15 protein-coding genes are annotated in these 12,374 nt (G+C 40.4%); 7 read left to right on the top strand and 8 right to left on the bottom strand.

The features are described 5' to 3' along the window. Positions 1-2 precede the first annotated feature (2 nt). The 6 genes from AC6JAD_RS01375 to AC6JAD_RS01350 form a co-directional block, all read right to left on the bottom strand. On the bottom strand, positions 3-626 hold the full coding sequence (locus AC6JAD_RS01375; RefSeq protein WP_461304243.1) for a DUF4386 domain-containing protein: 624 nt from the start codon (positions 624-626) through the stop codon (positions 3-5). Next, a complete protein-coding gene (locus tag AC6JAD_RS01370; RefSeq protein WP_461304242.1) occupies positions 623-1,300 on the bottom strand; it encodes a DUF4386 domain-containing protein in 678 nt (225 codons plus the stop codon). The genes AC6JAD_RS01375 and AC6JAD_RS01370 overlap by 4 nt, the downstream gene beginning before the upstream one ends. A gap of 126 nt (positions 1,301-1,426) precedes the next feature. Continuing rightward, entirely contained in the window at positions 1,427-2,419 is a 993-nt protein-coding gene (locus tag AC6JAD_RS01365; RefSeq protein WP_461304241.1) for an NADP-dependent oxidoreductase, read from the bottom strand. Positions 2,420-2,430: 11 nt separating this feature from the next. After that, positions 2,431-3,186, bottom strand: a complete 756-nt coding sequence (locus AC6JAD_RS01360; protein WP_461304240.1) for a GNAT family N-acetyltransferase — start codon at positions 3,184-3,186, stop codon at positions 2,431-2,433. Next, complete coding sequence (locus AC6JAD_RS01355) at positions 3,183-3,587, bottom strand: nuclear transport factor 2 family protein (RefSeq protein WP_461304239.1); 405 nt, start codon at positions 3,585-3,587, stop codon at positions 3,183-3,185. Before AC6JAD_RS01355 ends, AC6JAD_RS01360 begins: the two co-directional genes overlap by 4 nt. A gap of 4 nt (positions 3,588-3,591) precedes the next feature. Then, positions 3,592-4,719, bottom strand: a complete 1,128-nt coding sequence (locus AC6JAD_RS01350; RefSeq protein WP_461304238.1) for a bactofilin family protein — start codon at positions 4,717-4,719, stop codon at positions 3,592-3,594. 153 nt (positions 4,720-4,872) lie between these two features. Here AC6JAD_RS01350 and AC6JAD_RS01345 point away from each other — a divergent pair, with 153 nt between their 5' ends. From AC6JAD_RS01345 to AC6JAD_RS01315, 7 genes are all read left to right on the top strand, one after another. Then, positions 4,873-5,724, top strand: coding sequence for a helix-turn-helix domain-containing protein (locus AC6JAD_RS01345; protein ID WP_461304237.1), 852 nt, complete (start codon positions 4,873-4,875; stop codon positions 5,722-5,724). A gap of 89 nt (positions 5,725-5,813) precedes the next feature. Then, entirely contained in the window at positions 5,814-6,206 is a 393-nt protein-coding gene (locus AC6JAD_RS01340) for a hypothetical protein (protein WP_461304236.1), read from the top strand. Next, positions 6,203-6,553 carry a hypothetical protein gene (locus tag AC6JAD_RS01335; protein WP_461304235.1) on the top strand — a complete coding sequence of 117 codons (351 nt, stop codon included), beginning with the start codon at positions 6,203-6,205 and terminating at the stop codon, positions 6,551-6,553. The genes AC6JAD_RS01340 and AC6JAD_RS01335 overlap by 4 nt, the downstream gene beginning before the upstream one ends. Before the next feature lie 2 nt (positions 6,554-6,555). Then, a complete protein-coding gene (locus tag AC6JAD_RS01330) occupies positions 6,556-7,050 on the top strand; it encodes an anthrone oxygenase family protein (RefSeq protein ID WP_461304234.1) in 495 nt (164 codons plus the stop codon). Between the two features lie 24 nt (positions 7,051-7,074). Then, positions 7,075-7,923 carry an SDR family oxidoreductase gene (locus tag AC6JAD_RS01325; RefSeq protein ID WP_461304233.1) on the top strand — a complete coding sequence of 283 codons (849 nt, stop codon included), beginning with the start codon at positions 7,075-7,077 and terminating at the stop codon, positions 7,921-7,923. 155 nt (positions 7,924-8,078) lie between these two features. Beyond that, positions 8,079-8,537 (top strand): (2Fe-2S)-binding protein, encoded by a 459-nt coding sequence (locus AC6JAD_RS01320; RefSeq protein WP_461304232.1) that lies wholly within the window; start codon positions 8,079-8,081, stop codon positions 8,535-8,537. Positions 8,538-8,549: 12 nt separating this feature from the next. Continuing rightward, positions 8,550-10,715, top strand: a complete 2,166-nt coding sequence (locus AC6JAD_RS01315) for a xanthine dehydrogenase family protein molybdopterin-binding subunit (protein ID WP_461304231.1) — start codon at positions 8,550-8,552, stop codon at positions 10,713-10,715. 9 nt (positions 10,716-10,724) lie between these two features. Here AC6JAD_RS01315 and AC6JAD_RS01310 read toward each other — a convergent pair whose 3' ends face one another. Both AC6JAD_RS01310 and AC6JAD_RS01305 read right to left on the bottom strand, forming a co-directional pair. Then, positions 10,725-11,321: a nucleotidyltransferase family protein gene (locus tag AC6JAD_RS01310; RefSeq protein ID WP_461304230.1), complete on the bottom strand. Its 597-nt coding sequence runs from the start codon at positions 11,319-11,321 to the stop codon at positions 10,725-10,727. Positions 11,322-11,323: 2 nt separating this feature from the next. Continuing rightward, positions 11,324-12,331 carry an XdhC family protein gene (locus AC6JAD_RS01305; RefSeq protein ID WP_461304229.1) on the bottom strand — a complete coding sequence of 336 codons (1,008 nt, stop codon included), beginning with the start codon at positions 12,329-12,331 and terminating at the stop codon, positions 11,324-11,326. Between the last annotated feature and the right edge of the window lie 43 nt (positions 12,332-12,374).

Raw genomic sequence — 12,374 nt, 5'->3', positions numbered from 1 at the left:
GTCTATTTTGGTAGTATCTTCCTTTTTACAATTAGCCAGATACTTAGTGAAAGTTCCGCAATAGCCATTATTAGCATTAGAATTGTCATTAATGCTTCAGGTAAATTAAGATCTACAAAAAATACTATATACGTGAACGAAGCAAGAATCAATAATATGCCAAGACTTTTCGGTATATATCCTGATTTGAAAACCGAATACCCAAGTACCAAGATATGCAAGGTGAAGAATAAGTATCCAATAAGTTTAAGGTTTGCATACCCATAAGCATCGATAATTTGCAATGCCAGAGCAATCATCCCAATCATCACTGTAAAAGCGTAGAGCAACCTGAGAGCCGAGGTAATCAAAGCAAGACTTTTGTTGGTCGGCTTAAGCACTACATAAAGTGCGAGGCCAATAATAGAATCAAGTACAAGTACTATGAAGTAACCAATAAGAGCAAAAGCAAATAGCCTTCCATTTGCCTCAATATCTCTAGCAAGTGCTGCGGTGTCTCCCGGCACAACGAAATTGGCCAAAATAAAATCATCTACTGCGGTGACGAATATAGTTGAAGTAATAAACGCAATCCCAACAGTCATACCAGCTTTGCTGATTGATAAATTAGTGATGAAATATTTCATGTTAATTTCTTCTTTTCCTGAACTTTTAACCCTTTGCTAATGAGCCATATTGCAAACACCATTTCTTGTATTCCTATTATAAAATCTAGGGCTTCCGTTACTTTTATATCAAAATATTTCAATAGTACTATGGTCATGGTTACTAGGGCTCCAAGAAAACCCCAAGCGGACAACCACCTAGGAACGAGTGCAAATCGGAATAATATGTAATTCAGTATCAGGGCAGAAATAGTAAAAACGATACCGAGTCCAATGTCGAATGTGGCTTCTGCTAGCATCAATAGGGAATGACCTATGGTTTGGAAGTTATTTACATCATGAACACTACTTACTGAATAATCCTTGCTTATGGACAATACAGCTAAAAATGCCGCAACATGAGCAGCGAATAGAAGCCCTTCCATAATACGCATACCTACATACCCCAGTGCCAAGCCTTCATTTTTCTGTTTAAGAATAGGAAATAATAATATGGCGATAAATGCAACTGAAATGGCATCTACAAGCATAAGAAGTGCTGCTATTGTAATTTGACTTGATTTGTCAGAAAATGCCTCTAGTAAATTCGCGGCTCCAAAAATGGGTTCGGTGATCCAGATGCTCAGTGAAGAAGTAGCCGTAGCCATGATAAATAATATTCCAACAATTTTGGTTATACGATTTGTTGAAGACATAATATCTATTTTTTATTGCAGATTACTTATGAAAGCATCTTAACTTCCATAGCCTTTACTTTTTTAAAGCCTCCGTAATAGCCGATAACAATTAATGTAATTTTCATTTAATTGAAGCTTAGTTTACTATGCGACTTTCAGAACCAGTTTGCCTAATTTCTCTCCGGAAAAGAGTCTTAGAAAAGCATCGTGAAAGTTTTCTATTCCCTCAATAATAAATTCTTTAGACCTTAATTTCCCCTCCATCATCCATTGCCCCATTTGCTTAAAGGCAATTGGGTAGTCCTTGGCGTAATCTATGACAACGAACCCTTCCATTTTCGCTCTGTTAGTGAGTAAGTGGTAATAATTAGCAGGCCCTTTGAACTTCGTGCTATTGTACTGGGAAATTGCACCACATATAACAATGCGCGCCTTTCTATTGATCTGAGCGAGGGCGATATCCAGTATTTCACCGCCTACATTGTCATAATAAATATCAATTCCGTCTGGGCATAATTCTTTGATTCGAGTTCTTACATCCTCATTTTTGTAATCAATAGCGCCGTCAAAGCCAAGTTCATTCACTATGTAATCGCATTTTTCTTTGCCTCCTGCAATTCCGACAACACGGCAGCCTTTGATCTTTGCTATTTGCCCCACAACACTACCAACTGCACCGGCCGCACCAGAGACCAAGACGGTTTCTCCTTCTTTTGGTTGGCCTATATAGAGCAATCCGAAATATGCTGTACGACCTGTCAAGCCTAATACACTAAGATATTTGGGCAGCGGAGCCAGATTTGGGTCAACTTGTACCCAACCTGTACCATCTGTCACCACATATTGATGTACACCGCTAAACCCGGCGTAATAGTCACCTACTTTTATGTTTGAGTTATTAGACTCAATTACTTTACCTACACTAGCGGCGCGCATCACGGCTCCAACTTGTACTGGTGGCAGATATGATTTCTTATCAGTGATCCAGCCACGCATGGCGGGGTCTATAGATATATATTCTGTTTTAATCAAGGCTTCACCTTCTTCAATAGTGGGAATAGGCTGCTCTTCTAGTTGCCATGTTGATTCGTCAGGCAATCCCTTCGGCCTTTTGGCTAATAATACGCGCTTATTCATGAGTTTAATGATTAAATGTTGAGTTCCTTTTCCAGTATATTCCTGAAACGAGTGGCACTTAAGTAATGGTCGTCTAACAGCTTACCATCATGCAACAAATTAAAAACACCAAAACCAGAAGGGGCCATTTTAACTTCTTGCACGGTGTTGAGTTTAGATACTTTTAAATCTATTCCATAGTCCATAGCAACGTTTAGTATCGCTGCCACCGACTTCTCATTCCATGGACACTGATCGGCATATAGTAAGTGCCAGCCTTTATACTTTTCCTGTTGGCTGGTCCAATTGTGAAATTTCGGTTTCGCCGCTTCACGGTTCCATGTTTTAGAAAGTAGTTCGAATCGGTCCTTTGCTTCAATCTGTTCAAAACCATTTTTCTCAAAAAGGGTTTTATTGGCTAACCAACCTCCTTTGCTGGTTATTACACAGACTCCATCCATGTTTTTGGCTTTTGCCACTTTTTCCGCATCTTCAATAAGCATGGAACCAAAGCCCTTACTTCGCTCTTTTTTGGAATAAATGTAGGTGCAATGGATGAACATATAGTTATCGGCATCTATAGGTCGCCAAGCGAATTTGGCTGGGACATATTCTATGAAACCAATCATCTTGTCTTCATCGTTTTTTAAGATCTTTATACGGAGGCCTTCCTTATAGCGTTTTTTAAACCATTTGACTTTATCTTTAAACCCTTGTCTTTTGGTATCTTTTATGCAGAAGAAGGTTTCTTTTATCGCATTCTCAGGGGTTACTTCTACTAATTTCATAATTTTCCTGTTATAGCTTTTATCACTTTTGCCGTATGAACAATAGGGATGTCCCAGGCTTCTTTGATCTTACCATCAATAATACACCATACAACAATGGCGTCAATCTCCATGGGTCCACCATCTAGTGACATTGTGTCCTTGACATGGGTAATGATTAGTTCATCTCCCATTGGGGTTATGGATACAGGATTTACCTTAAAGGAACCACCGGTACGACCAGCCAATCTATTGAAGAAATCCTTCAAACCAGAGAGGCCGAAATAGTCTCCCTCTAAATCGGACAGCTCCGGATTAATATAATGCCATACGAAATCTTCTGCTAACACCTCAGCCAAAGTATCTGGGTCTGCGGGGTTGAACCTCATTAATATGTTGATGTTGGGATGTTCTTTGTTCATGATGCTAATTTTTTACCAGTTCTTTTTTAGAGCGAAATGCTGTTAAAGTCAAGGCTCCATACGTAATTGTTAGAACAACAACAGAAAGTGATATCCCTACCCAAGGGATCATCGTTATCAAGCGAAGGAGGATGGTACATAGTAAAGCCAGTAAGGTGATGCTCCAAAACCCCCATTGTTTACTTTTCTTATGTTTAAAATAATATACCACCATTAAGGAAGCGATATAGTGACCAAATAGAAGGCTAAATATGAAAATTGCGGTTATGAAAAGGCTTAATGGGATGCCAATAGCAATTAATAAAGCAATAATTACGGCTAGTGGAATACCCACTAGATAGATCAATCCAAAACCAAAACTTTTAAGCCAATTTCCTTCTAGGCCTTCTACAGCATTTGGGAATGTTTTCCTAAAGAGGGTATGTAGAAATAGAATAGCTAGAAAGGCAGACAATATATAACCTACCCATAATTTAAGTGACTTGGTCCCGTAACTTGTTAAAGATAATTGCGATGCATCGGCTTCAAGATCTTCATTGAATTGGGCTTCAGCATTGACTAACGAATTCTTAAAATCTATTTCGCCATCGCTATTCCAATACTCAACTTCTTTATGGAATTTGGCATTTGACCCGATAGTGAAATCTTCCGCTATTACTTTTGAGGCTTCATGTATTGTTCCATCGACGAGCACATCGGCTCCTTTAATGTCAAGTTTTCCAACTATGTTGCCATGTATTTCTATATTTCCGGCAAAACATGTAAGATTCCCATGTATTTTTGCGTTTTCAGTTAGGATAACTTCTCCGCCAAAAACAACCAAATCATCACCTATTTCAGAATCAATTGTTGCCCTGCCTACGGCTATCCGAACATCATCGGCTACATAACTGTTGAGAAATAATTCACCTCCAGCCGCTGTCAAATCTCCATTAATGCTATCGTTAACAACAAGATTCCCTCCGGCCATGACCATGTCGCCTTGAATCACGGCATTTATCTCAATGGTTTCTCCAGCGCGGTACGTATCATCCTGCTGCAAATTACTAATGGAAATAGCACTGGTATTTTCGGTCTGTCCAATAGACAGTATTGCGTACAACGCAAAAAACAAAGTAGCTATAGTTTTCATAGGTGTTAAGTTTGTGGTTGAATTTCAAACGTACTGTTTATCAGTTGTTTAAAAAATGACATTAATCATTGACTATGCTGTTTCATACAGGTTAGGGGAATGCGTATTTCGTAATTTGGAATGATAACAAATTTGTATTTTTACAATAAACCTATGACAAGGGACTTTATACATATTAACGACTTTATTGTTCTGGTTGAGGAAGCCAGATCTACTATGGTTGAAGTAGATTCCTGCCGCTTTGAAGAGCCCTTAATTTCCGTTGCATTTTACGGATCGGGTAATGTAGATCTTGCTGTGAAATATGGTCAAAAGAAGAAGGATTTTCATCACACCAAGGGATTGGCACTCTCTTTTTATGCCAATGAGCACGTGGAATTTGAGCATACTATTTCAGCAGGGAAAAACCTAGAATGTATTGTGGTAGCCACCGCACTCCGCCATTTAGATGGATTACCCAATCAGGAAGGGGAAATTTTTAAAGAGCTGCTTCAGGAATTGGTGCAGCCTAAAGATCATTATGTGGAAGGCCCAAGTTTTTTTATGACTCCGGAAATGGAGCGAATTGTAGATGCCATCTTTGCGAATAAATATTCGGGAAAGACAAAGATGATGTTCTTTAGAAGTCAAATTACAGCTTTGCTTTCTCATTTCTTTGGACAATTGGCTTTGATGCATGAAAGCAATTCGAAGCCCGATCATAGGGATAAGCTTAACAACGCCAAGGAAATTCTATTGAACAATCTTGAAAACCCACCATCCCTCATTGAACTTTCCAAACAAATTGGTCTAAATACCACCAAGCTAAAAAAGGAATTTAAAGCTGTTTTCGGACTGCCAGTATTTAAATATCTGCAGAATGAAAGATTGGAAACGGCTCATACCTTAATACGTGAAAAACAAGCTACAGTCCAAGAAGCCGCTTGGGCAGTGGGTTACGATAGTTTGGGTTCATTCTCTAACGCCTTTGAGAAAAAGTTTGGATACAGACCTAGCCAGGTGTAAAATTCTTTTCGAATAAATCATAATTCTTTTGGAATAAGTGGCTGGTATACAGCAGCTATAGATTTGCGTCATAATTAAAACCAAAGATTATGACAACAAATAGACTACTTAGTATTGCCTGCGCTTTTTTAGTATGGGCATTAGGTGTAAGTTTTTACCTCGGATCGTTCTATGTTCCAATTTTAGAAAACCCAGAACAACAAGCGAATATCGTATTGGTATTGGCCATTATTCCCAGCGCTTGTCTAGGAACGTATTTGTTCTATAAAAAAGGGCAAATGAAACCATCTGTACTAGCCCTTACGTTTGTAATTGTTGCTGCTTTATTGGATGCATTTATAACCGTGCCGGTCTTCGTCATTCCTGCTGGGGGCAGCTATTCAGGATTCTATAGTGACCCAATGTTCTATACCATTATGGTAGAGTTCTACTTCATTGTAATGTACTTCGGAACGTTTGTAACCCAAAAAGTGATCGTATGAAAACCATCGTCTTTTTAATTATTGTAATCGGCCAAAGCATGGTGGTTTGGATAAGCGAACCAGAAGTTATGACCAATAGTTATATATCAAGCGTGAATGTAGCAACATCGATCGAAGACCCTATCAAAACCAGCGCTTTCCAAGTTCTTTCCAAGAAATGCAACGTCTGCCATAGCAAACGGAACAGGCGATGGGTATTCTCAGAAGAAAATATGAACCCAAGGGCGACAGATGTGTACAAGCAGGTTTTTGTAAAAAAACGAATGCCAAAGGGAAAGGGAAACAAACTCAGTTCCGAAGAGAATCAAATTCTATTAACGTGGATTTCAACTTTAAACAATCGATAATCATGGAAATATCAATTAAATCAATCGTATTGCTATCAAGCATTTTACTTACGGGTCTCACTGCTGGATTGTGTTTTACTTGGTCCAATGCAATAACACCCGGTATTGGAAAACTCACGGACCTAATGTTTTTGCAATCTTTTCAGTCAATGAATCGGGTTATTGTAAACCCTAGTTTTCTCATTGTCTTTTTTGGACCCATTATTCTATTTTTTGCAAATACCTACTATTTCCGTAATACGAACCCAGACTTTTTCTGGACCCTTCTTGTGGCAGCATTGCTATTCTTTGTAGGTGTAGGCATGATAACCATATTTAAGAACATCCCTTTAAATGAACTCCTGGATAAAACACAATTAGAGGTGCTCAATGCATCTGAATTGAAAGATCTAAGGCAAACATTTGAAAAACCATGGAATAGATGGCATATGGTACGAACCATAAGCTCTTTTACCTCATTTGCCTTGCTACTCTCAGCAATCATATTCAATAAATAATTATAAATCATAAATCAATTTAAAATGAACAAAGAAATGAAATCAGAAAACGTACTCGTTATCGGTGGAACCGGAAAAACGGGCAGAAGAATTGTTGCACAACTTGAAAGCAAGGGGCACCACGTAAGGGTGGGTTCCAGATCGGGCAATCCATCATTCGATTGGCATCAACCAGAAGGTTGGGCAAAAGCACTTGACGGAATGAAAAAGATATATGTTACGTATCAACCAGATTTAGCCGTTCCCGGTGCCTTGGAGGCAATTGAGCAATTGGTAAAAGAGGCGAAGAAAGCTTCAGTAGAAAAAATAGTGTTATTGTCAGGAAAGGGCGAACGGGAGGCAGAATTGTGTGAGCAAGTGGTCATTCATTCTGGATTGGAGTATACTATCGTTAGAGCCAGTTGGTTCAATCAAAACTTTAGTGAAAACTTCCTGCTCGACCCTATTCTCGACGGATTTGTTGCACTGCCCCAGGCAGATGTCAAAATTCCTTTTGTGGATGCCGATGACATTGCAGAAGTAGCCGTGAAAGCACTTTTAGAGGATGAGCACAACGGGCAAATTTATCAGCTAACAGGCCCTAGGCTTTTAACTTTTAAGGAAGCTGTGGAAGAAATAGCCTTGGCATGTGACCGCAACATCACTTTTGTTCCCATTTCGGTTCAGGAATACGGTGAGACGATGCGCAAAATGGATGTGCCTGAGGATTTCGTGTGGCTTATCGAATATCTATTCACGGAAGTTCTGGGTAATCCTCGCAATTCTGAAATTACCAATGATGTAGAGAAAATCCTAAAACGCAAACCGATAGATTTTAGTGAGTTTGCTAAGGAAGCTGCGTCTAAGAATGTATGGAGCGTGGCGGTTAGTTAAATCACAAAAGCGCAAAATAGCCTGGGATGAGTTTAAGACTATATCCCAGGCTTATTTTGTTTAAAATTCTTATAAAATTCAGTTTCAAACTGTTAAAAAAATAAATAAGGTTTCAATTTTGGCTAACTTGTGTGTGACTACTAAATCAATTCGTTATGCCAAGCTACTCTCTCAAAATCAATGGAAAAGACCTGAACGTAAACGTTGATTCCGATACCCCGTTATTATGGGTGTTACGGGATGAACTAAATATGGTAGGTACAAAATACGGATGTGGAATAGGACAATGTGGAGCCTGTACAGTCCATATAGATGGTTCAGCAGCAAGAAGCTGTCTTACCCCTGTTTCCACAGTTGATGGAAACGTAACAACTATAGAAGGACTTTCAGAGGACGGGTCCCATCCGCTTCAGGAAGCTTGGAGGGAAGTAGATGTGCCACAATGTGGTTATTGCCAGTCAGGTCAGATCATGACGGCAGCTTCATTTTTGAAGGAAAACCCAAGTCCTTCACAATCAGAAATAAGAGAAGCGATGAATGGCAACATTTGTAGATGCGCTTCCTACAACAGAATAGAAAAAGCAGTAGCCATTGCAGCTCAAAAATCCAACTAACCTTTCAACAACATGGAAACTCAAAATACACCCTTCACGTTTAGTAGAAGAAATTTTCTAAGGACCACTGCACTTGCCAGTGGCGGTATGCTCGTAGGTTTCAATTTGTTTACGGCTTGTAAGTCGGAAGTTGAAATGCCCATTGATATTGCCAATTTAAATTTCAATGATTTTAATGCTTTCATAAAGATTGCAGATAATGGAATGGTGACTATATTTTCTCCAAATCCTGAAATAGGACAAGGCGTGAAAACGTCCATGCCCATGATTATTGCCGAAGAGCTGGACGTGCCTTGGGAACATGTGCATGTAGCACAAGGGATTTTAGACAATAAAAACTATCAGAGACAAGTAGCTGGAGGAAGTCAATCCATCCGTTTTGGCTGGGATGCCCTGCGGCAAACAGGAGCTACTACACGACAAATGTTAGTAAATGCAGCTGCTGCCCGTTGGGGGGTGGATGCATCTACATGCTCTGCCTCCGATGGCGTGATTACAAATGCTAATGGTGAGACATTGGGTTATGGAGAGGTGGTAAAGGAAGCCGCCGTATTGGAAGTTCCAGAGAATGTGACCTTAAAGGACCCTAAAGACTATAAGATCATTGGTACTGATGCGATCAATGTGGATATGGATAAAATCATTACTGGAGAACCACTTTTTGGGTTGGACTATAAAGCAGACGGAATGAAGTATGCCGTAGTTATGCGTCCTCCTGCCTTTGGCAAGAAACTGGTGAGTTACGATGACACTGCCGCAAAGACTGTCAATGGAGTAGAGGAGGTCATCCGTTTTGGGGATAAGGTAGCAGTGTTGGCAACCAATACTTGGGCAGCTATGAAAGGGAAAAAAGCATTAACAGCAGAGTGGGAAGACGATTCCAAACTGGAAAGCACGGAAGAGCATGACACTTTGCTGAATGACATTCTCGACGGAAACTCATTTGAAGAGCGCCGTAATGATGGGAATGTTGCGGCGGCATTTGCCAATGCAGATAAAGTTATTGAGCGTACCTACGATTCTCCTTTCTTGCCACATAATTGCATGGAACCCATGAATTTTTATGCCAATGTAACAGCCGATAAAATTCATTTGGTGGGGCCCATTCAAACACCTTCGGGTACAGCACGGAGGGTAGCGGAAATGCTGGAAAGGGAGGAAGATGAGGTTTATTTGGAAATGACTCGAATGGGAGGCGGCTTTGGAAGACGTTTGTATGGGGATTTTGTAATGGAAGCAGCCGAAATATCCAATTTATCAAAAAAACCGGTTAAGGTAGTCTACTCTCGGGAAGATGACATGGCTGCTGGGATTTATCGACCTGCAATAAAATATAGGATTGCCGCCTCCATAAAGGATGGAAAGATTACAGGATATCATTTAAAAGAAGCCGCCATTAATAGAAATATGTATGGGCTGATACCCCACTTTTTCCCAGCGGGATGCATTGAAAATTATAAGGTAGAAAGTGCCAATTACCAAAGCAATATTACCATTGGGGCTTGGCGGGCACCCTATACGAACTTTCTCGCATTTGCCGAGCAAAGCTTCTTTGATGAGTTGGCGACCGAATTGGAACAGGATCCGGTACAGTTGCGTATAGATCTGCTTCAAAATGTAAAAGGAACGACAGACGAGAATATCCAATACTCTGGAGAACGGATGGAAGGCGTCATCAAACTAGTTGCCGAAAAATCCAATTGGGGAAATGCTCCGGAAGGTGTGTACCAAGGATTGGCAGCCTACTATAGTCATAACACCCATGTGGCCGAAGTAGCCGAGGTAGAAATAGATAGTTATGGTAATCCAGTGGTTAAGAAAGTTATTGTTGCTGTGGATTGTGGAATTGTAGTGAATCCTTCAGGAGCAAAAAATCAGATAGAGGGTGGAGTGCTAGATGGTATTGGCCATGCCATGTATGGAGATTTGGAGTTTGAAAATGGAGCACCCAAAACAACCAATTTTGATGGATACCGACTTATAAGAATGACGGAAACGCCACAAGTAGAAACCTATTTTGTTGATAATGGACTTTCGCCTACTGGTTTGGGAGAACCCGGTTTGCCCCCAGCAGGAGGTGCAATAGCTAATGCTATTAAGGCAGCTACAGGACAACGTTTAACAAAACAACCCTTTGCAAAATACATAAATAAGGAAGTGAAGGAAGTGCAAGGGTAGGATACAATTTTATTCCGATGGTAAACGCTGCAGCTTTTCATAAGCCTCAGGCGTATCGATATCAAAGTAGGGTTCGGGCCAAGTAAAGTCTGTAACCCTTTCTTTATGGGATTGTACCACGTTTTTGGCTCCCTCTTCCGAGGATAGTTTTTCCAATTCCAAAAAATAGGACCGGTTGAATACGGCAGGCACGCCCTTTACATCTGAGTAGGCTGTTCTGGTGATGTCGTTACCTTGAGAAATATGAAATTCAATAAGGGATTCATAGAACGTACTATCTAACAAGGGGAGATCGCAAAGAGTAATCAAAACCTGTCCGAAGGTGGAATTCTTTTTCACTTCTCGTATTCCTCTGGCAAGACTACTGCCCATTCCCATTTCCCATTCTGCATGATGAATAATTTCGATATCGAATGAAGCTATTTCCTTAGTTACCTCTTCCTGAAAGGCTCCTGTCACCACAAATATCTGTACGGAACTAAGATTGGTAAGCTGTTTAAGGGTATGGCCAATGAGCGTGGATTCCTTGTAGGCTAGCAGTTGCTTAGGCAACCCCATACGGGAGGAATTCCCTGCTGCTAGAACAATAATGGCGGTACGAGACACAATTAATGGATGCTTCCTGTTTTGTCTTTTAAAGATACGGGTTTTTCGTTTCGGAAGACCGTGAGTATTTCTGCAAGGATGGAAATGGAAATTTCCTGGGCTGTTTCGGCACCAATATTAATGCCTGCTGGTCCGTGAATGGCATCCAAAAATGCATCGGACAGATCACCGTGTTGATCCAGCAATTCATTCAGCAAGCGTTCCCGGCGTTTTTTAGGTCCTAATAATGCGATATAGGAGAGCTGCTTATCCATTAAAGCAGAAAGGTATTTCAGGTCTTTAACGAAACTATGGGCCATAAGTACCACAGCAGTTTGCGGATCGAATGACAGTTTGGAAAATTCCTTTTCATCTATTCCAAGGTACTTTTTGGCTCCAGGGAAATGGGCAATGCTTTTGGGGTCGTCCGGTGGTGCAACCACTAGTACCTCCCAACCCGTAAGGGCTGCATATTTTGTAAGTTGTACAGCATCGTGTTCGCTTCCCACGATAATGAGTCTAAAAGCTTCTTTTACGTGTTGCGTGAATTTATCGAGCTTTGGATTTACTTCAAATTCGGATAGTTTATAAGATTCCTTTTGGGAAAATATAAATTGACTGCCTCCATAAAACCGATGGGCTTCTTTTGTTGAAAAGAAACTTTCAATATGAAAAGGACTTCTTGATTCTTGTTGTTCCCTAAATGCCTCAAAAAAACCATTCTCAGGCATAAATGGTTCAATTAAAATATAGAGTATGCCTTCACAGCCCAACCGAACACGTCCATCATAAAGCATCAGTTTTGATTGGCCGTCTGTGAGTACGGATTGCGCCTGATTTCGCACTTCTTTTTCTACACAACCTCCACTTACTGCACCCACCATTACTCCGTCTTCACGCACAAGCATGCGAACACCAGGTCTGCGGTAGGAAGAGCCATTGAGTGCCACTACCGAAACGAATGCACACCGAATACCGCTCCTTTTAGCTTGATGAGCACTACTGATAATTTCATTTAGTTCATGCAACATCGGGTATCCAAGATTATCATAATTACCGGAATTAAACTGTTTT

This window comes from Aureisphaera sp. (assembly GCF_059726885.1).
This window is presented reverse-complemented; position numbering and strand designations above follow the sequence as displayed.

Bases quoted from the DNA above. Each gene is read 5' to 3' on its own strand.
- AC6JAD_RS01350 (WP_461304238.1), bottom strand. From the start codon at position 4,719: ATGAAAACTATAGCTACTTTGTTTTTTGCGTTGTACGCAATACTGTCT.
- AC6JAD_RS01335 (WP_461304235.1), top strand. From the start codon at position 6,203: ATGAAAACCATCGTCTTTTTAATTATTGTAATCGGCCAAAGCATGGTG.
- AC6JAD_RS01305 (WP_461304229.1), bottom strand. From the start codon at position 12,331: ATGTTGCATGAACTAAATGAAATTATCAGTAGTGCTCATCAAGCTAAA.
- AC6JAD_RS01370 (WP_461304242.1), bottom strand. From the start codon at position 1,300: ATGTCTTCAACAAATCGTATAACCAAAATTGTTGGAATATTATTTATC.
- AC6JAD_RS01360 (WP_461304240.1), bottom strand. From the start codon at position 3,186: ATGAAATTAGTAGAAGTAACCCCTGAGAATGCGATAAAAGAAACCTTC.
- AC6JAD_RS01340 (WP_461304236.1), top strand. From the start codon at position 5,814: ATGACAACAAATAGACTACTTAGTATTGCCTGCGCTTTTTTAGTATGG.
- AC6JAD_RS01325 (WP_461304233.1), top strand. From the start codon at position 7,075: ATGAACAAAGAAATGAAATCAGAAAACGTACTCGTTATCGGTGGAACC.
- AC6JAD_RS01345 (WP_461304237.1), top strand. From the start codon at position 4,873: ATGACAAGGGACTTTATACATATTAACGACTTTATTGTTCTGGTTGAG.
- AC6JAD_RS01315 (WP_461304231.1), top strand. From the start codon at position 8,550: ATGGAAACTCAAAATACACCCTTCACGTTTAGTAGAAGAAATTTTCTA.
- AC6JAD_RS01365 (WP_461304241.1), bottom strand. From the start codon at position 2,419: ATGAATAAGCGCGTATTATTAGCCAAAAGGCCGAAGGGATTGCCTGAC.
- AC6JAD_RS01330 (WP_461304234.1), top strand. From the start codon at position 6,556: ATGGAAATATCAATTAAATCAATCGTATTGCTATCAAGCATTTTACTT.
- AC6JAD_RS01355 (WP_461304239.1), bottom strand. From the start codon at position 3,587: ATGAACAAAGAACATCCCAACATCAACATATTAATGAGGTTCAACCCC.
- AC6JAD_RS01375 (WP_461304243.1), bottom strand. From the start codon at position 626: ATGAAATATTTCATCACTAATTTATCAATCAGCAAAGCTGGTATGACT.
- AC6JAD_RS01320 (WP_461304232.1), top strand. From the start codon at position 8,079: ATGCCAAGCTACTCTCTCAAAATCAATGGAAAAGACCTGAACGTAAAC.